Origin of the sequence: Pandoraea anhela, from assembly GCF_902459655.1 — a bacterium.
GTDB classification, from domain to species: domain Bacteria; phylum Pseudomonadota; class Gammaproteobacteria; order Burkholderiales; family Burkholderiaceae; genus Pandoraea; species Pandoraea anhela.
Genome location: NZ_CABPSB010000008.1, coordinates 12,683 through 35,828, shown reverse-complemented (window position 1 = coordinate 35,828; position 23,146 = coordinate 12,683). Strand labels below are relative to the sequence as shown.

Genomic DNA, 23,146 nt, shown 5'->3' with positions numbered 1-23,146 from the left:
CAATCGGGATCCACCGGGTACCCGCGTGCCGACTCTCACACGCCGCGCGATTGCCAGCCATCGAAATGCCCGCGCAATGCGGGCGAACGCGCAAGAAATGCGCGATGGCGGTCTGCATGATTCCCCGTTATCAGAAGGTGCCCTGCCCGGCCTTTTCGTTCATGCCTGGGTCTGGGCCACGGATCGACAGTGCCTTTGGAAAGACCCGTCGCTCGCGTCCCGCGAATCTTGCGTACCGGGACAGCCTTTGACTGCTGATCCGAACTGATCTTGTTTGTTTGATGGCAATGCACTTTACACACGCGCAGTCCTACTTTCGTCCCCATTTTTTCTGCCCGCCAACCCGCATGAATCCTTCAGGATAACGATTTACCCTCGAACGTGAACGGGCCTTCATGGGGGCCGACATAGGCCAGGTGCGTGCGCAGTCCGGCGCCCGGTTGCCACAGGTGCATCGCGAAGCCAGGCGGCTCAAGCGTGATCGATCCGGGCGCGTGCGGCGCGAGTCCCAGCGTGATCTGATGCGCCGTCGACACGCATGTGCTTGCCATGATGCCGGGCGCGCCCTCCACCCTCGCGTGAATGCTGCGGTGCAGATGACCGCAGATCACCCGCTCGATGTGACGGTGGCGTGAACTCACGCGACCGAAGCCCGCCCGGCCTTGCGCCGAGAGGCCGTAGCCGTCCATGAAGGCGATGCCGGTATCGAACGGCGGATGATGCATGGCGATGATGGTGGGACGGCCTTCGCACGCCATGAGTTGTTCGTCGAGCCAGTGCAGGCGGGCGTCGTACAAATGGCCGCCGGCGCCGGGCGGATCCTGCGTATCGAGGACCAAAACCGTGAGCGGTCCCAAGTCGATCCGGTACTGGATAAATTCGTTGCCGGTGCGCAGATAGCCATGCGCCGGAAAAGCCTCGCGCAGTCCTTCACGATGATCGTGATTGCCGACGGCCAGATACACCGGAATTTCAAGGTCGGAGAGACACTCGCGAAGTCCTTCGTATTCCGATAGATATTCCGGTAGATACGGGGTGTCGATCAGGTCGCCGGTGGCAATAACGGCGTCGGGACGCGGGGTCCAACGATTGATCGTGGCGATCGCCCGACGCAAGGCGCGAGCGGTATCGACGCGACCGCACGACAACACGCCGGGGCGCGTGATGTGAAGATCGGTGATCTGACAGAGCAGCATGAAGGCGATTCCTTGAGCGTTGACGGCGGCGCAACGCTAGCCATCGCAGATGACACCCGAATGAATTTCAGGCGTCCCCCGAAAAGTCGCTGCCAATGCCAACCAAAAGACACCTGAATGCGCAAGCCCCAAAACGCTAGGGAAACTCCCAAAGCCCGCCCAGCAAGGGATTGCGAGGAGGTATGACCGGAGATGCCCGCAGTTGCCGGGGTTTTATCGTCAAGAACGAGAAAGTACGGGGCATCGCACAACAAAATCGCCGCAAACCGTTGTCAGGACTGGCCCACAGCCCGCCGAAGGCTCTATAATGCGGCTGCCCGGCCAGTGCCGGCGCCCTCGCGATACGTGACAAAAGCGGTCCTCGGATCGCGTTTGCGTAACGTGCCGTGAAGGCGACATTCTGGCGTGTGCCGCGTGCCATATGGCGCGGATACAACACCGACACTCGTCAAATGGCGAAAGTGTTAGAGTTGTCGCCGGTATTCACCACCTCTCAAGGGAAACACACATGAACAAACAGGAACTGATCGACGCCGTTGCCGGCCAAACGGGTGCAAGCAAGGCTCAGACGGGCGAGACCATCGACACGTTGATCGAGGTTGTCAAGAAGGCTGTCGCGAAGGGTGATACCGTCCAGTTGATCGGCTTCGGCTCGTTCGGTTCGGGCAAGCGCGCTGCACGTACGGGCCGCAACCCGAAGACCGGCGAAGCGATCAAGATCCCGGCAGCCAAGACCGTGAAGTTCACGGCTGGTAAGGCGTTCAAGGACGCTGTGAACAAGAAGTAAAACCAGTTGCGCGCAGGCCGGCCTCCGTGCCGGCCTATCTTTTTTGCTCGCCTCGGCACACGTTGTCACGTGGCGCGATGGGTGGCAATGAGAAGCGTCACGTCATCCTCTCGCGAGGACCACGACTGATGTGACGCTGCGTGCCTCGCGGGTGTCCTGCGCACCGCTCCCGGAGACCGGGCGCCCGCGACGCGTATCAATCTGACGCGAGCCATTGCCGTTATGCTATGTTGCGTAACATGACACGCGTGCCGACAGCGGCTCCCGCCGCAGCTTCCCAATCCTTTCATGCATCCCACGACGCACGTGCCGGCGTTGCGGAAGACGTCGTTTTGCCGAGCGCTGCCGAGATGCGCAGCATGTCGGCTTCCCGCCTGCTCATCTCCCTCGCCGCGTCTGCGTTGACGCAATGGCCGCCGTTGCCAACGGCATGCGCGCCGGCATCGGAAGACGACAGCCGTGTCGTGGACATCTCACCGGAATCGGTACATCAATTACGCATTGCGACGCGCCGTCTTCGCGCATTGATCGACGTTTTCTCGCCGTGGCTCAAGCCCCGCTGGCATCGTCGGTTGAAAGCCGAGTTGCGCTGGCTCGGCCACGCGATGGGACCGGCACGCGACGCCGATGTGCTGGCCAACGAGACGCTCCCTGCGCTGCGACTCGAATACCCTGACGTCGACTGGATCGCGGTCGATGCGCACCTTACACGCCTTCGCAGCACTGCCCTCGAACAAGCCACGCAAGCCCTGACCAGTGAGCGACAAGGCGCATTGCATGGGCTGCTGATCGAGGCCTTCGGGGTTCGGGATGACGGCCGTGCGGATGTCGGCACCGCCAAAGCGCTGCGACGCCCGTCGCGAACACCGGGGAAAAAGCCGCGCGCACTGGCGAGACATGCTCACAACGTGGTGCGCGAACGCTACATTGCGCTCTTTCCCGACTGCCGCCAGTTGGCGATGCTCGACACGGAGCAGTTGCACGCGTTGCGCGTGAAGATCAAGCAGGCCCGCTACAGCGCCGAGGCACTGACACCATGGATGCGCAAGTCGATTCGTGCGCCGTATCAGGACACGCTGCGAGCCGCGCAGACCTTGCTGGGCCACCTCAACGACGCCGTTGTCGCACAGCGGATGCTGGAGGACCTGCCGATTGCCGTTGCCCAGCGCGACATGCTGTCGGGACGTCTCGATACGATCATCGTCAACGCCACGAGCCGCGCCGCGCACGTGCTGTGCCAGTTGCCTGACGCACAGGCCCTCGAGCGCGGCATGCGCCGTGGTTGAGCGACGGACAGGCTCACGCACCGTCGCATCGCTCCGCGCACAATACCTCGCTTCACCTAACTGCCTTACATCCCGCCTCACCCGCTGCCTCACACCACTCTCGTACGCAGCAGGCGCATGCCGTTGGCGATTACCAGCAGACTGGCGCCAACGTCCGCGAACACCGCCATCCAAAGAGACGCCAGCCCGACGAACGCCAGCGCGAAGAACACGGCCTTGATCGACAGCGCCACCGCAATGTTCTGCCTGAGCACCGACGCCGAGCGCTTCGACAGCGCCAGAAAAGCCGGCAGTTTGCGCAAATCGTCGTCCATGAGCGTTACGTCTGCCGTCTCGAGTGCGCTATCGGTGCCTGTCACACCCATCGCAAATCCAACATCTGCCGCCGCGAGCGCAGGCGCATCGTTGATGCCATCGCCCACCATCCCGACGTGACCGTATGTCTCGCGCAGTGACGACACCGCTTGCCACTTGTCTTCCGGCAGCATCTCGGCACGTACGTCCGACACCCCCGCCTGCTCGCCGATCACCTGCGCGGTCGCGCGGTTGTCGCCTGTCAGCATGACGGTGGCCACCCCCATTTTTGCCAGTCGTGCGATCGCCTCGCGGCTTTCCTCGCGCAGGGTGTCGGCCACCGCGAGCACGGCAATCGCCCGGGTTTCATCGGCCAGCACGATCGCGGTACGCGCCTGCGCTTCGAGGCGCGTCAGTTCCGCCTCCACGTCGGCGTTGCACACACCGAGCGACTCGATCAGACGGTGATTGCCGAGGTAATACAGCGTCTGGCCAACCCGTCCCTTCACGCCCATGCCGGCAAGCGCTTCGAAGTCGGTCACGGACGGCAGCGCGCCCAGCCCCGCCTGCGTGTGGCCGTCCACGACGGCGCGCGCAATCGGATGCGTGGTCTGGGCATCGAGCGCTGCGGCCAGCGTCAGCGCTTCATCGCGCGACGTCGCACCGAGCGGCACAATATCCGTCAGTACCGGCTCGCCGCGGGTGAGCGTGCCGGTCTTGTCCAGCGCGACTGCCCGAATCAGACGTCCGCTTTCCAGAAAGGCCCCTCCCTTGATCAGAATGCCGGCACGCGCCGCCGCCGTCAGACCGCTGACGACGGTGACCGGTGTGGAAATCACGAGCGCGCACGGGCAGGCGATCACCAGCATCACGAGCGCCTTGTAGATCCACGGCGACCACGCGAGACCGAACGCCAGCGGCGGCACCAGCGCGACCAGCAACGCGCAGAGGACAACGACCGGGGTGTAGATGCGCGAGAACTGGTCGACGAACCGCTGTGTCGGCGAGCGCTGTTGTTGCGCCGTCTCGACGATTCGCACAATGCGGGCGAGCGTCGTATCGCCGGGAGCCACGTTCGTGCGATACACGATCAGCCCGCTTTCGTTGATGCTGCCGGCGAAGACTTCGTCGCCCACCGTCTTGTCGACGGGCACACTCTCGCCGGTGATCGACGCCTGATTCAGCGCGGAACTGCCTTGCTCGATCACACCGTCGATCGCGATCCGCTCGCCCGGACGGGCGCGCACCCGGGAGCCGACTGCCAGCGATGCCGCCGGGACGTCGGCCCAACTGCCATCTGCCTGTTCGACCGACGCCTGCTCCGGCGCGAGCCGCATGAGCGCCTCTACGGCGCGGCGCGCACGAGTCAGCGACGCCGCTTCGAGCTTCTCGGACAGCGCGAAGAGCACGATCACCATCGCGGCTTCCGGCCACTGGCCGATGAACATCGCGCCGGTCACGGCCAGCGACATCAGGAAGTGGATATTGAGCGTGAAGTGACGCAGCGCAATCCAGCCCTTTTTGAGGGTCGGCAGGCCACACGCCAGAATCGCGGCGACGACCATCGCGCCGACCCAGGGGCTGTGCTCCGGCACGCCCGACCAGACAGCGATTTCGCTCGCGGCGGCAAGCACGCCACCGGCGACAAGACGTGCGACATCGCTTTTGCGGCCAGCAGGCGCCGGCGCGGCATTGGCGTGTGCGCCACTCAGCGACACGGGCGTCATGCCCAGTTTGCGAAGCGTCTGCGCCGCCGCATCGCTCTGGCGACTCACCTCGTCGGCCGACGCGCCCGCATCGAAAACGACCGTCAACTCACGCTTGAGCAGATTGAAATACAACGCGTCGATACCGGGCTGACGTTCGAGCTGGTCGCGAATCAGACGCTCTTCCGTCGGGCAGTCCATCTGATCGATACGGAAGCGGGCTTGCGGCGCGCCCGTCTCGGGTGCCGGCACGGGCGGCGCGAGAGTGGCCGCACCGGCGCAACAGGACGTGCCGCCGTGTGTGTGAGCCGCCGCCCCGCTCGCGCCGGCATGGTCGTGCGCGTGATCATGACCGTGGTCATGACCATGCCGGTGGTCGTGGTCGTGGTCGTGGTCGTGGTCGTGACCATGATCGTGATCACGCGCGTGATCGTGCGAAGGAAAGTGAGGATCGCGATCGTGCGAGTGTCCGCCGTCGCAGCACTGCGGCTGACCGGCGATGTCCGCGTAGCCGGGCGTCTTGCGTGGCGCCGTCGTCGCGCCCGCCAGACGGACCGGATCCGAGGGGTTGGACATGTGAACTCCTGGTGACTTGATTCGTGTTACCCTCCATTCAAAACCCTGTAGTGACTACGGAGTCAAGCATGAAAATCGGCGAACTGGCCCGCGCGGCGGGAACCGATGTCGAAACCATCCGCTACTACGAGCGCGCCGGCCTGCTGCCGCCGCCGCCGCGTACCGATGCGGGTTATCGCGCTTACGGCGACGAACATGTGGAAGCGCTGCGCTTCATCCGTCATTGCCGCTCGCTCGATATGCCGCTAGCCGACGCCAAACGGCTCGGTGAACTCGCGCACGACACGAGCGTCACATGCGAAGACGCCAATCAGCTCATCGAAGCGCATCTGGCGCGCGTGCACGCCCGCATCCATGAATTGCAGGCGCTGGAGCAGCAGCTGCTTCATCTGCAAGCGCAATGCCAGAGCCGTCACGGCACGAGCGACTGCGGCATCCTTCGCGCGCTCATGCAAGGCGCCCACGGGGAAGCGTGCGCCTGTCACAGCGACACTGACCCTATCGAAGTTTCGTGCGATCACGACCCGCTGCATTCGTGACATCGCGCGTGATCGTGCGCGCGCAAATGCGATGCGGGCAGGCCGTCATCGAGGCACACCGGGCGACATGGCGATGGCGCCCCGGCACGCGCACCGCAATCCGCTCTGTACCTCGTCCTGTACCTCGTCCGTTAGCTCGTCCGTTAGCTCGTCCTTTAGCGCTTCCTCCCCCTGCGGCAATTCCGTGCGCGACGCGATGACCGCACGTCCGCCTGCCAAACTGCCGCCGCGCGTTTTACCGGACGTGACGAAGGGAAGTGTTTGCGCAAACCCATCGAGTCGCGCCGTTTTCACCGCGAAAACAGGGGCAAAACGGCATAGTTTCTATACAATGTCCCGCACACATCGTATCTGCCGTCGTTTGTGCATCATGTGAGACGCTGCGCAGCGATCGCGATACGCTTCGATATCTCGTAATCCGTTTCAATTTTTGCTCACCTCATTTGCCGGAGACCGTATGTCCAGCGATGTATCCGCTACGCCAGCACCCGCGACGCAAAGTAGCGCCGACATCGTCATCATGGGCGCAGGGGCCGCAGGCATCTCGGTCGCCGCAAGCCTGCGACGACGCCGTCCGTCGCTCTCGATCACGATCGTGGATCCGGCCGACACGCACTACTATCAGCCGGCATGGACGCTGGTCGGCGCAGGCGAATTCGATGCGGCCCGCACAGCGCGTCCGATGTCGAGCGTCATTCCCGAGGGCGTGAACTGGGTCCAGGCGGCGATCACGGCATTCGCGCCGGAACATCGGCAAGTCCTGCTCTCGGACGGTCGCCGTCTCGGCTACCGATTTCTGATCGTCGCGCCCGGCCTGCAATTGAACTGGGAGGCCATCGACGGGCTGAGCGAAACACTTGGCCGCAATGGCGTGACGTCCAACTATCGCTTCGATCTCGCGCCCTATACCTGGTCGCTGGTTCGCGAATTCAAAGGCGGAAACGCGCTGTTCACACAGCCGCCGATGCCGATCAAGTGCGCGGGTGCGCCGCAGAAGGCGATGTATTTGTCGGCCGATACATGGCGGCAACATGGCGTGCTCGACAAGACGTCGATCGAGTTTCATCTCGTGGCACCTGCGCTCTTCGGCGTGAAGGATTACGTGCCCGCGCTGATGGAATATGTGCAGCGATATCGCATCTCGCTCAATCACCTCTCGCATCTGCGCGCCGTGGACGGCGAGCGTCGCGTTGCACGCTTCGAAATCTTCGACGCCGACGGTCAATCGCAGTTTATCGACAAGCCTTTCGATTTTCTCCATGTCGTGCCGCCGCAAAGCGCGCCCGATGTATTGCGTGCGAGCCCGCTGGCCGACGCTGCGGGCTGGTGCGAAGTCGATCCGGCAACGCTGCGCCACGCACGCTACGCCAATGTGTTCGGCCTCGGCGATGCGATATCCGCACCGAACGCCAAGACCGCAGCGGCAGCGCGCAAACAAGCGGTCGTCGTCGCCGAGAATCTGCTCGCGACAATGGACAACCGTCCCCTTTCCTTGCATTACGACGGTTACGGCGCCTGTCCGCTTACCGTCGAGCATGGCAAGATCGTGCTTGCGGAATTCGGCTATGGAGGGAAACTTCTCCCTACATTCCCCGTCGATGGTACGCATGCGAACCGTTTTGCCTGGGTACTGAAAAAGTACGTGCTGCCAAAAGTTTATTGGGACTTCATGCTGAAAGGGCGCGAATGGTTTGCGCGTCCGCGCTAAGCCGGCCATAGGTGAAACCCGCACTCAATTTTCAGGCGCGGGTGCCGTTAATGGTCAAAGGACCCGGTTTCGCAATCGGGCACGAGCATCTCGTCGGACCACGCCTTGCGCGCGGTCTGCCTGAAAGCCAGAAGTGACAGCATGCCGACGGGCTTGCCGGTTCGCTCCAAGCCACCCGGCCGACATATTTACGCGTCTTATGCAGAACATGATTCAAGGTTTTTCTGGCGGCACGACCTGTTCGACGCGTGGGCTTTTCCTGCTCGGGGGCCTCGCCGGCCGCATCGTCGGCATCACCGCTGTTGAATGCGGCGGTGACAAACGTTCAACCGTTCAGGCGACGTTTGCCTGCCTGCCGAGATGAACGATACCAACGCGCTGCGACGGCAAGTCGTCCTCGCCGATCTGCTGCTGGATCGCCAGCGGCTGTTGCGCGCCCTCAGCCTCGAGTTGCGCACCCCGAGTCCGCCCAATAGTCACAGCGCGCTGATCGTGCTGCACGTGGGCCGGGGCCAGCGCACGGCGACCAGCCAACCCGCCATTTCCGACGCCGACCTGCTCGCCACGGTGGCGTTTCGCATCGGCTCGCGCATTCGCCGCCGCGACCTCATCGGTCGCGTCTCGGATCAGCAGATCGCCATTCTGTTGCGCGACCTCGGCAGCCGGGAGGCCGCCGTTCAGATCACGCGCCGCTTCATCCGGGCGGGCGAATCGCCGGTGCCTTGCGGCAATGGGCTGCTCTACCCGATCATCTCGGCCGGGATCACGCATTTGCCCCAGGTGCCTGTCTGGCCGGCCACGTTGCTCGAGCATACGTCGGACGTCGCGGATCAGGCCATTCGCGAGAGCGCGTCGCGTTTTCTCGTCACGGACGCGCCGGCCGCGCCGACCGAAGGCATCGCGCCGCCCGACGACGCGGGCAACGAACATTACTGGCGCAATGCCATCGGCCGCGCCTTGTCGGACTCCGAGTTTCGTCTTCACTATCAGCCCCAGATCGACATGCGCAGCCACCGGCTGACCGGGCTGGAAGCGCTCATTCGCTGGCAACGCGACGACGAACTGATCATGCCCGGCGAATTCATTCCTGCTGCAGAGCGTTGCGACGTCATCGGCCCGATCGGCGACTGGACGCTGCACGAGGCCTGCCGGCAACTCGACCAATGGCACACGGCCGGCGAGGAGTATCCTCGCGTGGCCGTGAATCTGTCGGCACAGCAAATGCGCGTGCAGACGCTCGAGACGGTTCGCTACGCGCTCAAGCATCATCGCGTGCCGCCGGACAAGCTCGAAATCGAGATCACGGAATCGTCGCTGATTTCGCATCTCGACGAGGCCGCCACGCTGATGAACGAACTCGTCGCGATGGGCGTTCGCCTGTCGCTCGACGATTTCGGCACCGGCTACTCCAGCTTCGTGCGCCTCAAGCGCTGGCCGTTCGGCACGGTCAAGATCGATTACCAGTTCGTGGCCGGCGTGTTGCTCGGCGGCTACGACACGGAACTGATTCGCGCGATCATCGCCATCGCCCGAAAGCTGGAAATCGAGACGATAGCCGAAGGCGTGGAGACCAGTGCGCAACGAGATGCGCTCGCCTCTATGGGCTGTCACGCCTGGCAGGGGTATCATTGCACGCGTCCCTTACCGCCCGGGCACATCGAAACGTTCATTCGAGACTGGCACGGGCGCCTGTAAACGCGTCAGCAACCGCCTCAGCCGTTGGTCAACGCTCTTCTCAACCGCCACCATGCCGCCTCCGCTTTTCTGCGCGGTATGGTCGCCCTCGTCTGCGTTCTCATCGCGTGGGCGCTGGCGCGCTTCGCTGCCGACCAGCTCGTGGCGAATCGTGCAGCGCGTCTGCTGTACGAAGAGCGCAGCATCGCTACCCGGCTCGCCCACGGTACCGTCCATACCGTCAATCAGGATCTGACGCTCATTCGCGGCATCCCGCAGGTGCTGGCCGAGATCGAGCAGATCCAGCAGGCGGCAAGAACGATCGCCACACATCCGTTGACGGACGTCCCTCAGGACAAGGCGCGCGAAATCCTGCTCGCCGACCCCGTTCTTAAACCCGTCAATGAGCTTCTGCGTGCGGCGCAGCTGTACTTCGGTGCGGACATCGTCTGGCTGGGCACGCCCGACGGCACCACGATCGCGTCCAGCGACTTCCATTCGTCGAACCCCCTGGTCGGCGACCGTTACGGCGACCGCGCCTACTTTAATGCTGCGGTGCTCGGCGGCTCCGGCCAACAGTATGTGACAGGCCGCAAGACGGGGATGCCGGGCATCTTCTTCACCGCGCCTGTCTATGCCGACGGCATGCTCGTCGGCGTGGTGGCCGTAAAGCTCGGCATTCGACGCCTGTCGCACTGGGTCGACAGCGGCGCGTCGTTCATCACCGACGTCAATGGCGTGATCGTACTCGCCAACGACCCGACATTCACGGGTCTCGCCGTGCCGGGCGCCGCCGTGTTCAAGCTCTCGCGTCCGGAGCGCCGCCACCTCTATCAGCAGGAAGACTTCACCGTCGTTCCCATCGAGAGCTACGACCTTGCCCCCGGGACACCCGGCTTTCTGCAACCGGTGCCGGCCGCCGAAGAAAGCGCGCACAACGCACGGCTGGTGCGTGTACGCCCGGATAATCAGCCGTATCTGCTGGAGGCCGAGACGTCGTCCGACGGCGAAATGGTGATCTACACGATGAGCGAGGCGCCAACGCTCGGCAGCCTCTCCGTGGAGCGGCGTCGTTACGCCGCGCTGGTCTTCGCCCTGCTGCTCAGTCTGGCGGGAGCCTCGTATTTGCTCGTTCGCTATCTGAGACGCGAAAAGCTTCATCTGAGCGATACGCTGGCCAAGAACGCGGCGCTGGAACATGAGGTCAAATACGACACGCTCACGGGCGCGCTGTCTCGCGGACACTTCCTCAAACGCCTGCGCGCCGAAGTGATACGGGCCGAAACGACCGAAGTACCGACCTGCGTCATTCTCATCGATCTCGACCATTTCAAGCAGATCAACGACACGTGGGGCCATGCGCTCGGCGACACCGTGCTCGCCACCTTTGTCCGTCTTTGTCACGAATCGTTACGCGAAGATGACATCTGCGGTCGTTTGGGCGGCGAAGAATTCGCTATTATCCTGAGTGGCGCCAACGAGGCACGCGCTTTCGACGCCGCAGAACGCTTGCGCGAGGCCGTTCGCGCGGCACACATCCATGCGGACGGCCGCACGCTACAGTTCACGATAAGTGCCGGCATCGCCCAGTGGCACAAGGGGGACGACGACAATGCGTGGCTGCAACGGGCCGACGCAGCACTGTACCTTGCCAAATCTCGCGGACGCGATCGCTGCGCCCGCGAATCCGACCTCCGGGTGCTCACCCGAGGCGAGCCGTAACCGACTTCGGGCATTGCCGCCTGAGGTTGCCAACTCATCAACTCAGACCGGACCGATGCTCAAGACGAATCTCACCACGTTCGCCCCATCGCCGCGACGCGCCATTCAGATCGGCGCGGCAGCCCTCTGCCTGGCCCTGAGCGGTGCTGCACGCGCCGACCTGTCGCTGTTGCAACCGCCTCGCGCGCTCACCGGCGGCGCCCCGTTGCAACTGACCCTGCTGGCGACGCAAGACTCCCCGGGGCGAAAAACCATCCGGTTACCGGATGAAATCGTTGTCCGGATCTCCAACGACGACTTCAAGCCCACGTTGTTGCGCCTGAAACGCGAAGCCGTCGCGCCAGCGCAAGTCACACTCGCCAACGGTCAGTTCCGTCGCGTCGCTTACTCTGCCGTACTGCCAAAGGAACTGCGCGGCGCCGTGCGCATCGAGCCCGTCGACTGGGATGCCTCCACGACGACCATCGTCCTCGATCGCGCCGCGCCCGCCGAGGCCATGGTCGCCGCGTCCCCGCGCCCGGCAGATAGCGATACCGCCACTGCCGCAGGCACCGCTGGTGCTGCCAGCGCCGGTGCAATCGCGGCATCGTCCGCATCCGGCACGGTGGCAGCCACGTCGGCCGATGCCATCGCACCAACGGCCGACGCCGAATTCGCCCGCATCTCGTCCAACGAACCGATGTACATCGCCTTCGGAAAAAATGGCGATGCGAACGCGCGCTTTCAACTGAGCTTCAAGTTCCACATCCTGAAGCCGGACAATCCGGCATCGAAGTCATTCCTCGACAACCTGTATTTCGGCTACACGCAGTTGTCGATATGGGATCTGGAAGCCGAGTCCGCACCGTTTCGCGACTCCAACTATCGTCCGAGTCTGTTCTACTACGTCCCCGATACCGGCGTGCGGGCCGGCTGGTTCTCCTCGCTGGGCGTCGCCGCCGGTATCGAGCACGAATCCAACGGCAAGGCCGGCGACGACTCCCGCAGCATCAACACCGTTTTCGTCAAACCGATCCTCACATTCGGCAATCCGTCGGAATATCACTGGACGGTCGCCCCGAAGCTCTATGCCTATCTGGAGAAAAAGGACAACGCCGATATCCAGAACTACCGCGGCTACATGGATCTGCTCGTCCTTTGGGGCAAACCCAACGGCTGGCAGATCGGAGCGACGTTGCGTAAAGGCATGAAGCGCAACTACGGCAGCGTGGACGTGCAGGTGACCTACCCGCTCGGTAAGCTGATTCCGGGCACCGGCGGCTACATCTGGCTCGGTTACTTCACCGGCTACGGCGAGGACCTGCTCGACTACAACCGCCATTCCCCATCGCAGGTGCGCATCGGCTACAGCGTATTCCGCTGGTAATGCTCGTAATGCTCGTAATGCTGGTCGTGCTGGACAAGTCGGGAGCGCGGATGATGCTGGGGATGTCGACGATCGTAGCCAGCCTCCAATGGTGCTCACGAGTGGCGATAATGAGCGGCAGTCATGAGTGACGGTGATTATTGCCGGTGATTGTTGCCGGTGACAATTGCCGGTGACAATTACCGCTCACTATTGCACGGCCCTCGATGCCGCAACCTCGGGAAGCGGCCATCCGTCATGGCGATGGCGCGCCTGAACCGGAATTCGGCGCGAATGTCCACCGCCCGCACCAGGCCGTAGGGGAATCGAAACCGGTCTCGGTCTTCGATGCGATAATGGCGACATTCTCCGACACGCCAGCCAACGCTGGCCGACTCTGCCCCTATGTCCGAACTGCACGACCGCCCCGACAGCCCCTGCATCGGCGTTTGCTCGACCCTCTTCGACGACGTCTGCAAAGGGTGCGGCCGCACCGCCTACGAAGTCTCCAACTGGGTGTTTTTCACCGACCAGGAGAAAGCGGCGGTATGGGAGCGCATCGCGCGCGACGGCACGGCAATGCGCTTTTGCGATAGCAGTTCTACGACTTCGCGGACTTGAACTGAAGCGACTTGTATTCGAGGAATTCCTCGAAGCCGTACACGCCGTTTTCGCGGCCGTGCCCCGATTGCTTGAAACCGCCGAACGGGGCCTGCACATTGAACTCCCCACCGTTGATGTCCACCTGCCCGGTGCGGATCCGGCGCGCCACGCGCACAGCGCGCGCTTCATCGCCCGACCAAACGCCGCCGCCCAGCCCATAGATGGAGTCGTTGGCGATGCGCACGGCGTCGGCTTCGTCCTGATACGTGATGATCGAGAGTACCGGACCGAAAATCTCCTCTTGCGCGACCGTGGCATCCGGCGCCACGCGGCCGAGTATCGTCGGCTGAACGAAGAATCCTGACTCGAAGCCCTCCGGCACCGTCTCGCCCCCGGCGATGAGTTCGGCCCCCTCCGCCAATCCCTTGCGGATATAGGCCTGCACGCGCTCACGCTGCGCCGCCGACGCGAGCGGGCCGAGACGTGTCGTTTCCTCACGCGGATCGCCCAGCGCGAAGCGCGCGACAGCGTCCTTCGCCAATGCTTTGACCTCCTCATAGCGCGACGCCGGCACGAGCATGCGCGTGTGCGCCGAGCAAGTCTGTCCCGAGTTCAGATAGCAAGCGTTGAGCGTGCCCTTCACCGCCGCCGCCAGATCGGCGTCGTCGAGCACCACGGACGCCGACTTACCGCCCAGTTCCAGCGCCACGCGCTTGACCGTCTGCGACGCCACTTCGGAAACCCGCTTGCCCGCGCGCGTCGAGCCGGTAAACGACACCATATCCACATCCGGATGACGTGCCAGCACCTCGCCCACCACTGGCCCAAGTCCCGTGACAAGATTGAAGACGCCGGGCGGCAGCCCGGCCTCGGCGATGACTTCCGCGAGGATGAAAGCGTTGAACGGCGCCACCTCGGAAGGTTTGAGCACGACCGTGCACCCCGCAGCCAGCGCCGGTGCGACCTTCAGCGTAATTTGATTGAGCGGGTAATTCCACGGCGTGATCGCGCCCACCACGCCGACGGGTTCGCGCACCACGAGCGAGTTGCCCACGCGCGCTTCGAACGCGAACGATTCGACCAGTTCGGCGTACTGGTTCCAGTGATAGACCGGGCCGCCGACCTGAATGGCGCGCACGAGCTTGATCGGCATGCCCGTCTCGCCCGTCATGACTTGCGCCAGCACCTCGGTACGCGCCTTCAAACCCGCCGCGATCTTGCGCAGATAACCGGCACGCTCCGCCGGTGTTGTGGCAGCCCAGCGATCGCGCGCCTTCAGCGCCGCCGCCACGGCGGCTTCGGTATCTTCTGCCGCCCCCTCGGGAATGCGTCCCATCAGCGTTGCGTCGGCCGAGTGGAAGACGTCCAGCATGCCGCGTCCGACCGGCGTCACCCACTGCCCATCGATAAAGAACTTGTCGTATGTCTTCATGCAAAGTCTCCTGCTGACGTCGTAAGAATGAAATGGCGATGAACAATCGACGAACGGCCATTGTAGTCCGCGCTACGTCGCGCCTCTCACGCCTCGGGGGAAATCGGCTTTCTCCGACGCGTGCCTTCCTGAATTCCGAGACCGTCTTCGGACAGCCGGAATCCCGCAATCGAATCGCGCAATCGAATCACGTCATCGTGCGACGTCGACCGAGGTCGCACTCACGACAGGTAACGCCCACCGATATACATCAAGACCCTGAACGCAACGTGAGCAAATCAGGCAACGTATACGCAAACAGGGCGCCTGCCATGCAAGCGCCCTGTCGGGGATTACGGGGTAGAACGCGCGGTGTCAGGGGTCAGACTTCCACGCCCTGGCTGGCCAGATACTCGTCGTAAGTGCCCGCATAATCGACCAGCGTGCCATCGTTCTTCACTTCGATGATGCGCGTGGCCAGGCCCGACACGAATTCCCGGTCATGCGAGACAAAAATCAGCGTGCCCGGATACTTGTCGAGCGCGATCTGGAGCGATTCGATCGACTCCATGTCCATGTGGTTGGTCGGCTCGTCCATCATCATGACGTTGTGACGGCCAAGCATCAGCTTGCCCCAGATCATGCGTCCCTTCTCGCCACCGGAGAGCACACGCACCGACTTGCCCACATCGTCGCCACCGAACAGCAGACGGCCGAGCGAGCCACGAATGACCTGATCGTCGTCGCCTTCCTTGCCCCACTGCGTCATCCAGTCGGTCAGCGTCATGTCTTCCGGAAATGCCTCGGACGTATCCTGCGGCATATAACCGATGTTCGCGTTCTCGGCCCACTTCACGTTGCCCGAATCGACCGGCAGGTCGGCCATCAGGCTACGCAGCAGCGTGGTCTTGCCTGCACCGTTCTCACCAATGATCGCCACACGCTCACCCGCGCGCACGGCGCCCGAGAAGTTCTTGAAGATCTGACGGTCGTAAGCCTTCGAAATGCCCTCGAATTCGAATGCGAGGTTGTGCAACTTCTTCTCGAACTCGAAACGGATGAACGGGTTCTGACGCGACGACGGCTTGATGTCCTCGACCTTGATCTTGTCGATCTGCTTGAGACGGCTCGTCGCCTGACGCGCCTTCGACTTGTTTGCCGAGAAGCGGCGCACAAAGTCTTGCAAGTCGGTGATGCGTTCCTTGGCCTTCGCGTTGGCCGCCATCTGACGCTCGCGCGCCTGTGCCGACGCCAGCATGTAGTCGTCGTAGTTGCCCGGGTAGATCTTCAGCGTGCCGTAGTCCATGTCCGCCATGTGCGTACACACGGCATTCAGGAAGTGGCGATCGTGCGAAATGATGATCATGGTGGAGTTGCGCTCGTTGAGCACGTCTTCCAGCCAGCGGATCGTATTGATGTCCAGGTTGTTGGTCGGTTCGTCGAGCAGCAGCACGTCCGGGTTCGAGAACAGCGCCTGCGCGAGCAGCACACGCAGTTTCCAGCCCGGTGCGACGTTGCTCATCGGCCCCTGATGCTGTTCCGTGGGAATGCCCACGCCCAGCAGCAGTTCGCCCGCGCGTGCCTCAGCCGTATAGCCGTCGTACTCGGCGAACTTCGCTTCGAGTTCCGCCGCGTGCATGTAGTCGTCGTCCGTGGCGTCCGGATTCGCGTAGATCGCGTCGCGCTCGCTCATGGCGGCCCACATTTCGGTATGGCCCATCATCACCACGTCGAGTACACGCATGTCCTCGTATGCGAACTGGTCCTGTTTGAGCTTGCCCAGACGCACGTTGGGTTCGAGCATGACGTTGCCGGCGCTCGGCTCCAGATCGCTGCCGAGAATCTTCATGAACGTCGACTTGCCGCAACCGTTGGCGCCGATCAGGCCATAGCGGTTGCCCCCGCCGAACTTGACGGAGATGTTCTCGAAGAGCGGCTTGGCGCCGAATTGCATCGTGATATTGGCGGTAGACAGCACAGGCGGTATCCGGGAGATGAGGTGCGGCGGCACGAAATCGCGCCACGAAACCTGACATTTTAGCACCGATGCGTGTCACGCGCCCCTCGTCCGACCCACCGGCTTAGGAACGGTCCTATTCATGACGTGACTTCCGCCTGCCGGATTTTGCCGACTTTAGACTACGCCGAGCCGTGTGCGAATCCATTCGGATGCCAATGCAACGACACCCGAAGACCACTCGCAAACGGCCGCCGGCCGGGGCGGAGCGACGCACGACCTGTCGCAATTTTTCGCGTCAGACGTTCCGTCCGGTCATACCGCCGTGTCGATTTTTCGAGCTTTCGATATCTCGACTTTTCCAGCTTTCGAGCTTTCGACTTTTCGACCGGTTTCTTTTCCGCTCTCCAACTCACCTTTGAGCTCTGATGACGACCCACCCCAATTCCGCTTTCCCCCAACGTCATACCACCCGCCGCACCCCGCTGCTGGCCGTCGCGCTGACCACGCTTGCACTGCTGAGCGCGCCGATGCGCGCGCTGGCGGACCTTCCGCCGCCGAAGAAGCAAGCCGCCGCACCTGCCGCGCCAAGCGGCGTCGCCACGGAAACGCTCGCCAAATCCACCACGGCATGGGATCAAACACGCTACAAGGCCTACCCCGCCGGCGTGCCGGAGCCGACACTCGTGCGCATTACCATCGCCCCCAACACCCGTCTGGACTGGCACACGCATGCGATGCCGGTCGTGGCGTACGTGGCAGCGGGCAATCTGAGCGTCGAGCGGGCCGATAACGGTGCACGACGCGCCTTCGCCGCCGGTCAGACGATCACCGAACTGGTCGACGTCCCGCATCGGGGCGTGACGGGCGACACCGGCGCCGAACTGCTCGTGTTCTATGCTCGCGAGGCACAGCAACCGCTGTCGGTCGCCAGTCCGGCTGCGGCAAAACTCGCCAAGGACGACAAGGCGAAGCCCGCACAGCTGGTCGTCGACTGACGCGCCGCCCGACGGCCGCCCATAAAAAAACCGCCGGCACACACCGGCGGTTTTTCCATTGCGCTTTTCACTTTCGCGGCCTGAAGCCGCTCCGAACCGCCTGAAGCCGCTTGAAGCCGCTTGAAACCGCTTTAAGTCAACTAAAGCCGAATCAAGCCGCGAAACGTCAGGCCGCGGCAAGCCGCCTCGCACGGCATGACGGCATGACGGCATGACAACGTTACTGCTTCGGCAGCGACCCCTCGACACCTTCCACGAACCAGTTGATCTGGTGCTTCTCGTCGTCGTTGAGCGTTTTGCCGGCCGGCACGATTTCCTTGCCGTCCTGCCCCTTGATCGGGCCGGTGAACGGGTCGTACTTGCCGTCGCGAATCGCATCGTGGCGCGCGGCCACTGCCTTGCGCGCCGCTTCCGGCACCGCCTTGTCGTTGATGGCCACGAGATTGATCTCGTCTTCCTTAATGCCGCCCCAGACCGGCGTGTTCTTCCACTTGCCCTGCATCACTTCGTCGACCGTGCGGACGTAGTACTTGCTCCAGTCGATGGCTGCCGAGGCGAGATGCGCGTTCGGGCCGAACTTGCTCATGTCCGAATCCCAGCCGAACGCGTGAATCTTCTTTTCTTCGGCCACTTGCATGACGACGGCCGAGTCGACGTTCTGCATCAGCACGTCCGCCCCCTGCCCTACGAGCGATTCCGCCGCCTGACGCTCCTTGCCCGGATCGAACCAGCTATTGATCCAGACAACCTTGACCTTGACCTTCGGATTGACTTCGCGTGCGGCGATAGTGAACGCATCGATATTGCGGATCACTTCGGGAATCGGCACCGACGCCACGTAACCGATCACGTTCGACTTCGTCACATACCCGCCGACCACACCGGCCAGATGCGCGCCTTCGTAGGTACGAACGTCGTAGGTGCCGAGGTTCGGCGCCGACTTGAAGCCCGTGGCATGCTCGAACGTCACATCCGGGAAATCGGCGGCGGTCTTCACCATCGAGTCCATGTAACCGAACGACGTCCCGAAGACCAGCTTGTTGCCCTTGCTCGCCAGATCGCGGAACACACGCTCCGAGTCGGCGCCTTCCGGCACATTCTCCACGCGCGTCACAGTGACCTTGTCGCCGAACCTGGCTTCGACGGCCTTCGCGCCCTGCTCGTGCGCGTAGGTCCAGCCGGCATCGCCCGGGTTGCCGATGTAGACGAATGCCACGCCCATCGGGCCTTTGCCCGCCGGCGCGGCCGACGCCTGCGCATCGGACGCCGCTGCCGGGGCGTTCGCCGTCGTGTTTTCCTGCTTGCCGCAGGCGGAAACCAGCATGGCGGCCGCCAGGCTTGCCATCGTGATCAGGACTTTACGTCGCATCGATTTTCTCCTCGTCATCGATTGTTTCAGTTGAATTCATGCAGCGCTGCGCAATACCCGAAAGCTTGCCCGGCACTCAGGACCCTGCAAAGAACGGCTTCCCCAGCGACGCGGGGGCATTCAGGCGAATCGTCTGACGATTGCGCGAGATGATCACCAGCACGACGATGGTCGCGAGATACGGCAGGCTCGCCAGCGCTTGCGACGGAATACGGATGCCCATCGCCTGCGCCTGAAACTGCAAGGCCATGACCACGCCGAACAGCAGCGCACCGAGCGCGGTACGCCCGGGACGCCACGTCGCAAACACCACCAGCGCCAGCGCGATCCAGCCGCGCCCCGCCGTCAGATTTTCTTGCCAGAGCCGCAGATAGCCCACGGCGTAATACGCACCGGCCAGCCCCGACATCGCGCCGCCGAACAGCGTCGCAAGATAGCGAATCCGCACGACCGGGTACCCGATCGCGTGCGCCACCGAGGGCGCTTCGCCGATCGAGCGCAGCACCAGCCCCGCACGCGAGCGATACAGGAACCACGCAATCGCCGCGAGGAGCACGACCGAGAGGTAGCCCAGCGGGTTGAGCGAGAAGATCGACGGCCCGAGCACCGGAATCGACGACAGGCCCGGAATCGGCATGTCGCGCAGCATCGGGATCGTGGCGTCGGTGTACGGACGGCCGACGTAGGCCGATAGGCCAATGCCGAAGATCGTCAGCGCCAGGCCCGTTGCAACCTGATTGGCCATGAGCGTGAGCGTGAGCCACGCGAAGATGGCGGACATCGCCACGCCCGCCGCAACGCCCGCGAGCACGCCGAGCCAGAGGTTGCCCGTGTGCACGGTCACGGCGAAGGCGCCGATCGCGCCCATGAGCATCGTGCCTTCCACGCCGAGGTTGAGCACCCCCGACTTCTCCGTCACGAGTTCGCCGAGGGCGGCGAGCATCAGCGGGATGGCCGCGATCACGGCACTCGCGGCCAGCGGCGTGAGCAGATTGATCCAGTCCATGCCGCGCTCCTCAGGCGCCACGCGTCAGCGCGCGGGCGCGACGTCGCAGGCGGTAGTTCACGAATACGTCGCAGCCCAGCAGGCTGAACAGCAGCAGCCCCTGAAACACGCCGCTGATGGCCTTGGGCAATTGAAGCGATGTCTGCACTGCTTCACCGCCGAGATACAGCAGCGCCATAAGCAGGCTCGCGAGCACGATGCCCACCGGATGCAGACGGCCGACGAACGCCACGATGATCGCGGTAAAGCCGTAGCCCGGCGCCCATGTCGCCTGCAACTGGCCGACCGGACCGGCCACTTCACCGGTGCCTGCCAGTCCCGCAGCCGCACCGCCGATGAGCAACGCCAGCCAGACGGCGCGCGGCTCGGAATATCCGGCGTAACGCGCGGCGAGCGGCGCCAGCCCGCCGACTTCCATCCGATAACCCGCGAAGCTCTTGCGCATGAAGCACCATGCTGCGGGCACGGCAAGCACCGCCATGAAGACCGACGCATTAAGCCGGGTCCCCCGCCATGCCGCCCAGTGCCAGTTGCCGAAAAAGCGCGGGAACAGCGCGTCGCGGCTGAAGTTGATCGATTGCGGAAAGTTCATGCCATGCGGGTCTTGCCACGGGCCGCTGACCAGATAGATCAGCAACTGCGTGGCGACGTACGTAAGCATCAGGCTCACCAGGATCTCGTTGGCGTTGAAGCGCACGCGCAGCAGCGCCGGAATGGCCGCCCACAGCATGCCGCCGAGCGCCCCGGCCGCCATCATCAACGGCAGCAGCCACGGGCCGCCATGACCGTCGAAATGAATGGCGACGCCCGACGCGAAGATGCCGCCGAGCAGCAGTTGGCCCTCCGCCCCGATGTTCCAGACGTTGGCGCGATAGCCGATGGCCAACCCCAACGCGATCAGGCACAACGGCGAGGCCTTGAGAAGCAACTCCGACCAGCCGTTCAGGCTGCTGATCGGTGCGAGGAAAAACGCAGCCATCGCCTGTGCGGGATGCTTGCCGAGGAAGCTGAAGATGAGCACGCCGCCGGCAAGCGTGATGAGCGTGGCCACCAGCGGCATGGCGAGCCGCATGGTGTGCGAAGGACTTGGCCGTGGCTCAAGCGTGAAGTCGAACATGGTGTCTGGAAATCGATGAAAACGTTACAGTGACGGTGACAGCGTCGGTGCCGGGCAGTATGGGCCGATGGTACCCGCGGCCCCCACACCGACAACCGTGTGAACCGTGTGAACCGTGTGAATCAGGCAGCGCGCTCGCCGGGACCGCCGGGGAACATCCCCGCCATCCATAAGCCGATCTCGCGCGCATCGGTCTGCTCCGGCTTGCGCACGGGCGACAAACGCCCCTGCGCCAGCACGGTGATCCGGTCGCAAATCTCGAACAGCTCGTCCAGCTCTTCGGACAGCACCAGCACCGCAACGCCACGGGCCGACAAGTCCAGCAACTGTTGACGAATGAAAGCCGCCGCGCCCACATCCACCCCCCAGGTCGGCTGCGCCACGACGAGCACGCGCGGCTCTTGCAGGATTTCGCGTCCGACGATGAACTTCTGCAAATTGCCGCCCGAGAGGCTTTGCGCCGCCGCGTCCGGCCCGCCAGCCTTCACATGGAAGCGTTCGATGCACAGCGACGCGAATTTGCGCAGCGCACCGCGACGAATCCATCCACCGCGCAGCAGTCCGAGATGCGCCGTGCCGGACGCGCCGAGCAGGGCATTGTCGGTCAGCGACATGCCGGGCACCGCGCCGCGCCCCAGACGCTCTTCGGGCACGAACGCCAGTCCGAGACGGCGACGTGCCGCGGCGCCCATGCGTCCGACGGCCCGGTCGTTCAGGGCAATGGCGTCGGCATTCGGCGCCCGCGTCTCACCGGAGAGCGCCGCCAGCAGTTCGGCCTGTCCATTGCCGGACACCCCGGCAATCCCGACGATTTCCCCGGCGTGCACATCGAGACTGACGTCGTGCAGCGAGGTGCCGAACGGATCGTCGCTCGCCATCGACAGATGGCGCAGCGACAACAGCACGTCGCCCGGCTGATGCGCGCGCCGCTCGATCTGCGGCAGCGCCCGCCCGATCATCATCTGCGCGAGCGTCTCGGCCGTCTCCTCGCGCGGCACGGCGTGCCCCGAGACACGGCCGCCACGCAGCACGGTCGCGCGATCGCAGAGATCGCGGATTTCGTCGAGCTTGTGACTGATGTAGACGATGCTGCACCCTTCGGCCGCAAGCCGGCGCAGCGTAGTGAAAAGCTTCTGGACGGCCTGCGGCGTGAGCACCGACGTCGGCTCGTCCATGATTAGCAGACGTGGGTTCTGCAACAGGCAGCGCACGATCTCCACGCGCTGGCGCTCGCCGACCGACAGGTTGTGCACATGACGCGCCGGATCGACTTCCAGACCGTATTGCGTCGACACGTCGCGAATACGATGCGAGAGCGCCTTCAAATCGTGACCGGTGTCGTCGAGCGCGAGGGCAATATTCTCGGTAACGGTGAGCGTCTCGAACAGCGAGAAATGCTGAAACACCATGCCGATGCCGAGCCGGCGCGCCGCCGCCGGACTCTCGATGCTCACCGGCTGACCTTCCCAGCGGATCTCCCCGGCATCCGGGCGCACGGCGCCGTAGATGATCTTCATCAACGTGCTCTTGCCTGCGCCGTTCTCACCCAGTACGGCATGAATCTCGCCAGGTAATACGCTCAACGCGATATCGTCGTTGGCCACCACGCTCGGATAGCGTTTGGTGATGCCGGTCAGCGCCAGGCGTGGCGTTGCTTGCATGGAAATGGTCACTGGCGGAGGTTAAGAAATCTGCGATGCCCGAGTTGCCGGTGTTTCGGTCAGGGCGGTCCGAAAATACCCAATTCGTGAAGAAATGTCGAGCCTGCGTCAATAACACGGCATTCAAGCGCGTCTTGCCAACGGAAAACCCGCGGGCAACGGCTATGCTGACGCTAGGGGCTTTCCGCTAT

The 23,146-nt window shown here is 63.6% G+C and carries 18 protein-coding genes; 10 read left to right on the top strand and 8 right to left on the bottom strand.

Annotated features, from left to right (window positions below):
* Positions 1 to 356: 356 nt before the first annotated feature.
* Positions 357 to 1,196 (bottom strand): phosphodiesterase, encoded by an 840-nt coding sequence (locus PAN31108_RS12925; protein ID WP_150669264.1) that lies wholly within the window; start codon positions 1,194 to 1,196, stop codon positions 357 to 359.
* Between the two features lie 508 nt (positions 1,197 to 1,704).
* Between PAN31108_RS12925 and PAN31108_RS12920 the strand changes: the two genes are divergently transcribed.
* Entirely contained in the window at positions 1,705 to 1,983 is a 279-nt protein-coding gene (locus tag PAN31108_RS12920; RefSeq protein ID WP_150669263.1) for an HU family DNA-binding protein, read from the top strand.
* 359 nt (positions 1,984 to 2,342) lie between these two features.
* A complete protein-coding gene (locus tag PAN31108_RS12915) occupies positions 2,343 to 3,269 on the top strand; it encodes a CHAD domain-containing protein (RefSeq protein ID WP_174994970.1) in 927 nt (308 codons plus the stop codon).
* Between the two features lie 89 nt (positions 3,270 to 3,358).
* Here the strand turns inward: PAN31108_RS12915 and PAN31108_RS12910 are convergent, their stop codons facing one another.
* Entirely contained in the window at positions 3,359 to 5,845 is a 2,487-nt protein-coding gene (locus tag PAN31108_RS12910; protein WP_150669261.1) for a heavy metal translocating P-type ATPase, read from the bottom strand.
* Between the two features lie 68 nt (positions 5,846 to 5,913).
* Here PAN31108_RS12910 and PAN31108_RS12905 point away from each other — a divergent pair, with 68 nt between their 5' ends.
* From PAN31108_RS12905 to PAN31108_RS12880, 7 genes are all read left to right on the top strand, one after another.
* Complete coding sequence (locus PAN31108_RS12905) at positions 5,914 to 6,384, top strand: Cd(II)/Pb(II)-responsive transcriptional regulator (protein WP_150669260.1); 471 nt, start codon at positions 5,914 to 5,916, stop codon at positions 6,382 to 6,384.
* 457 nt (positions 6,385 to 6,841) lie between these two features.
* Positions 6,842 to 8,092, top strand: coding sequence for an NAD(P)/FAD-dependent oxidoreductase (locus PAN31108_RS12900; RefSeq protein ID WP_150669259.1), 1,251 nt, complete (start codon positions 6,842 to 6,844; stop codon positions 8,090 to 8,092).
* Between the two features lie 199 nt (positions 8,093 to 8,291).
* Positions 8,292 to 8,456, top strand: a complete 165-nt coding sequence (locus PAN31108_RS26375; protein ID WP_174994969.1) for a hypothetical protein — start codon at positions 8,292 to 8,294, stop codon at positions 8,454 to 8,456.
* The gene (locus PAN31108_RS12895; RefSeq protein WP_150669258.1) at positions 8,453 to 9,787 is read left to right on the top strand and encodes a putative bifunctional diguanylate cyclase/phosphodiesterase; all 1,335 of its coding nucleotides are present in this window, start codon (positions 8,453 to 8,455) and stop codon (positions 9,785 to 9,787) included. Before PAN31108_RS26375 ends, PAN31108_RS12895 begins: the two co-directional genes overlap by 4 nt.
* Positions 9,788 to 9,811: 24 nt before the next feature.
* Positions 9,812 to 11,488, top strand: a complete 1,677-nt coding sequence (locus PAN31108_RS12890; RefSeq protein WP_150669257.1) for a sensor domain-containing diguanylate cyclase — start codon at positions 9,812 to 9,814, stop codon at positions 11,486 to 11,488.
* Positions 11,489 to 11,543: 55 nt separating this feature from the next.
* Entirely contained in the window at positions 11,544 to 12,854 is a 1,311-nt protein-coding gene (locus PAN31108_RS12885; protein WP_150669256.1) for a phospholipase A, read from the top strand.
* Positions 12,855 to 13,238: 384 nt separating this feature from the next.
* A complete protein-coding gene (locus PAN31108_RS12880; protein ID WP_150669255.1) occupies positions 13,239 to 13,454 on the top strand; it encodes a DUF1289 domain-containing protein in 216 nt (71 codons plus the stop codon).
* Here the strand turns inward: PAN31108_RS12880 and PAN31108_RS12875 are convergent.
* Positions 13,435 to 14,868 carry an aldehyde dehydrogenase family protein gene (locus tag PAN31108_RS12875; RefSeq protein WP_150669254.1) on the bottom strand — a complete coding sequence of 478 codons (1,434 nt, stop codon included), beginning with the start codon at positions 14,866 to 14,868 and terminating at the stop codon, positions 13,435 to 13,437. The two genes, PAN31108_RS12880 and PAN31108_RS12875, sit on opposite strands and share 20 nt — an antisense overlap.
* Before the next feature lie 361 nt (positions 14,869 to 15,229).
* Positions 15,230 to 16,825, bottom strand: a complete 1,596-nt coding sequence (locus tag PAN31108_RS12870) for an ABC-F family ATPase (protein WP_150669253.1) — start codon at positions 16,823 to 16,825, stop codon at positions 15,230 to 15,232.
* 407 nt (positions 16,826 to 17,232) lie between these two features.
* On the opposite strand from PAN31108_RS12870, the gene PAN31108_RS12865 reads away from it, so the two are divergent.
* Complete coding sequence (locus tag PAN31108_RS12865) at positions 17,233 to 17,802, top strand: cupin domain-containing protein (protein ID WP_150669252.1); 570 nt, start codon at positions 17,233 to 17,235, stop codon at positions 17,800 to 17,802.
* A 220-nt stretch (positions 17,803 to 18,022) separates the two neighbouring features.
* Here the strand turns inward: PAN31108_RS12865 and PAN31108_RS12860 are convergent, their stop codons facing one another.
* The 4 genes from PAN31108_RS12860 to PAN31108_RS12845 all read right to left on the bottom strand — a co-directional run bounded on the left by PAN31108_RS12860 (position 18,023) and on the right by PAN31108_RS12845 (position 22,955).
* Positions 18,023 to 19,171 (bottom strand): BMP family ABC transporter substrate-binding protein, encoded by a 1,149-nt coding sequence (locus PAN31108_RS12860; RefSeq protein ID WP_150669251.1) that lies wholly within the window; start codon positions 19,169 to 19,171, stop codon positions 18,023 to 18,025.
* Between the two features lie 76 nt (positions 19,172 to 19,247).
* A complete protein-coding gene (locus PAN31108_RS12855; RefSeq protein WP_150669250.1) occupies positions 19,248 to 20,177 on the bottom strand; it encodes an ABC transporter permease in 930 nt (309 codons plus the stop codon).
* A gap of 10 nt (positions 20,178 to 20,187) precedes the next feature.
* Positions 20,188 to 21,294, bottom strand: a complete 1,107-nt coding sequence (locus tag PAN31108_RS12850) for an ABC transporter permease (RefSeq protein ID WP_246183936.1) — start codon at positions 21,292 to 21,294, stop codon at positions 20,188 to 20,190.
* 122 nt (positions 21,295 to 21,416) lie between these two features.
* Positions 21,417 to 22,955 (bottom strand): ABC transporter ATP-binding protein, encoded by a 1,539-nt coding sequence (locus PAN31108_RS12845; protein ID WP_150669249.1) that lies wholly within the window; start codon positions 22,953 to 22,955, stop codon positions 21,417 to 21,419.
* Between the last annotated feature and the right edge of the window lie 191 nt (positions 22,956 to 23,146).

Bases quoted from the DNA above. Each gene is read 5' to 3' on its own strand.
- PAN31108_RS12925 (WP_150669264.1), bottom strand. From the start codon at position 1,196: ATGCTGCTCTGTCAGATCACCGATCTTCACATCACGCGCCCCGGCGTG.
- PAN31108_RS12920 (WP_150669263.1), top strand. From the start codon at position 1,705: ATGAACAAACAGGAACTGATCGACGCCGTTGCCGGCCAAACGGGTGCA.
- PAN31108_RS12915 (WP_174994970.1), top strand. From the start codon at position 2,343: ATGTCGGCTTCCCGCCTGCTCATCTCCCTCGCCGCGTCTGCGTTGACG.
- PAN31108_RS12910 (WP_150669261.1), bottom strand. From the start codon at position 5,845: ATGTCCAACCCCTCGGATCCGGTCCGTCTGGCGGGCGCGACGACGGCG.
- PAN31108_RS12905 (WP_150669260.1), top strand. From the start codon at position 5,914: ATGAAAATCGGCGAACTGGCCCGCGCGGCGGGAACCGATGTCGAAACC.
- PAN31108_RS12900 (WP_150669259.1), top strand. From the start codon at position 6,842: ATGTCCAGCGATGTATCCGCTACGCCAGCACCCGCGACGCAAAGTAGC.
- PAN31108_RS26375 (WP_174994969.1), top strand. From the start codon at position 8,292: ATGCAGAACATGATTCAAGGTTTTTCTGGCGGCACGACCTGTTCGACG.
- PAN31108_RS12895 (WP_150669258.1), top strand. From the start codon at position 8,453: ATGAACGATACCAACGCGCTGCGACGGCAAGTCGTCCTCGCCGATCTG.
- PAN31108_RS12885 (WP_150669256.1), top strand. From the start codon at position 11,544: ATGCTCAAGACGAATCTCACCACGTTCGCCCCATCGCCGCGACGCGCC.
- PAN31108_RS12880 (WP_150669255.1), top strand. From the start codon at position 13,239: ATGTCCGAACTGCACGACCGCCCCGACAGCCCCTGCATCGGCGTTTGC.
- PAN31108_RS12875 (WP_150669254.1), bottom strand. From the start codon at position 14,868: ATGAAGACATACGACAAGTTCTTTATCGATGGGCAGTGGGTGACGCCG.
- PAN31108_RS12865 (WP_150669252.1), top strand. From the start codon at position 17,233: ATGACGACCCACCCCAATTCCGCTTTCCCCCAACGTCATACCACCCGC.
- PAN31108_RS12860 (WP_150669251.1), bottom strand. From the start codon at position 19,171: ATGCGACGTAAAGTCCTGATCACGATGGCAAGCCTGGCGGCCGCCATG.
- PAN31108_RS12855 (WP_150669250.1), bottom strand. From the start codon at position 20,177: ATGGACTGGATCAATCTGCTCACGCCGCTGGCCGCGAGTGCCGTGATC.
- PAN31108_RS12850 (WP_246183936.1), bottom strand. From the start codon at position 21,294: ATGTTCGACTTCACGCTTGAGCCACGGCCAAGTCCTTCGCACACCATG.
- PAN31108_RS12845 (WP_150669249.1), bottom strand. From the start codon at position 22,955: ATGCAAGCAACGCCACGCCTGGCGCTGACCGGCATCACCAAACGCTAT.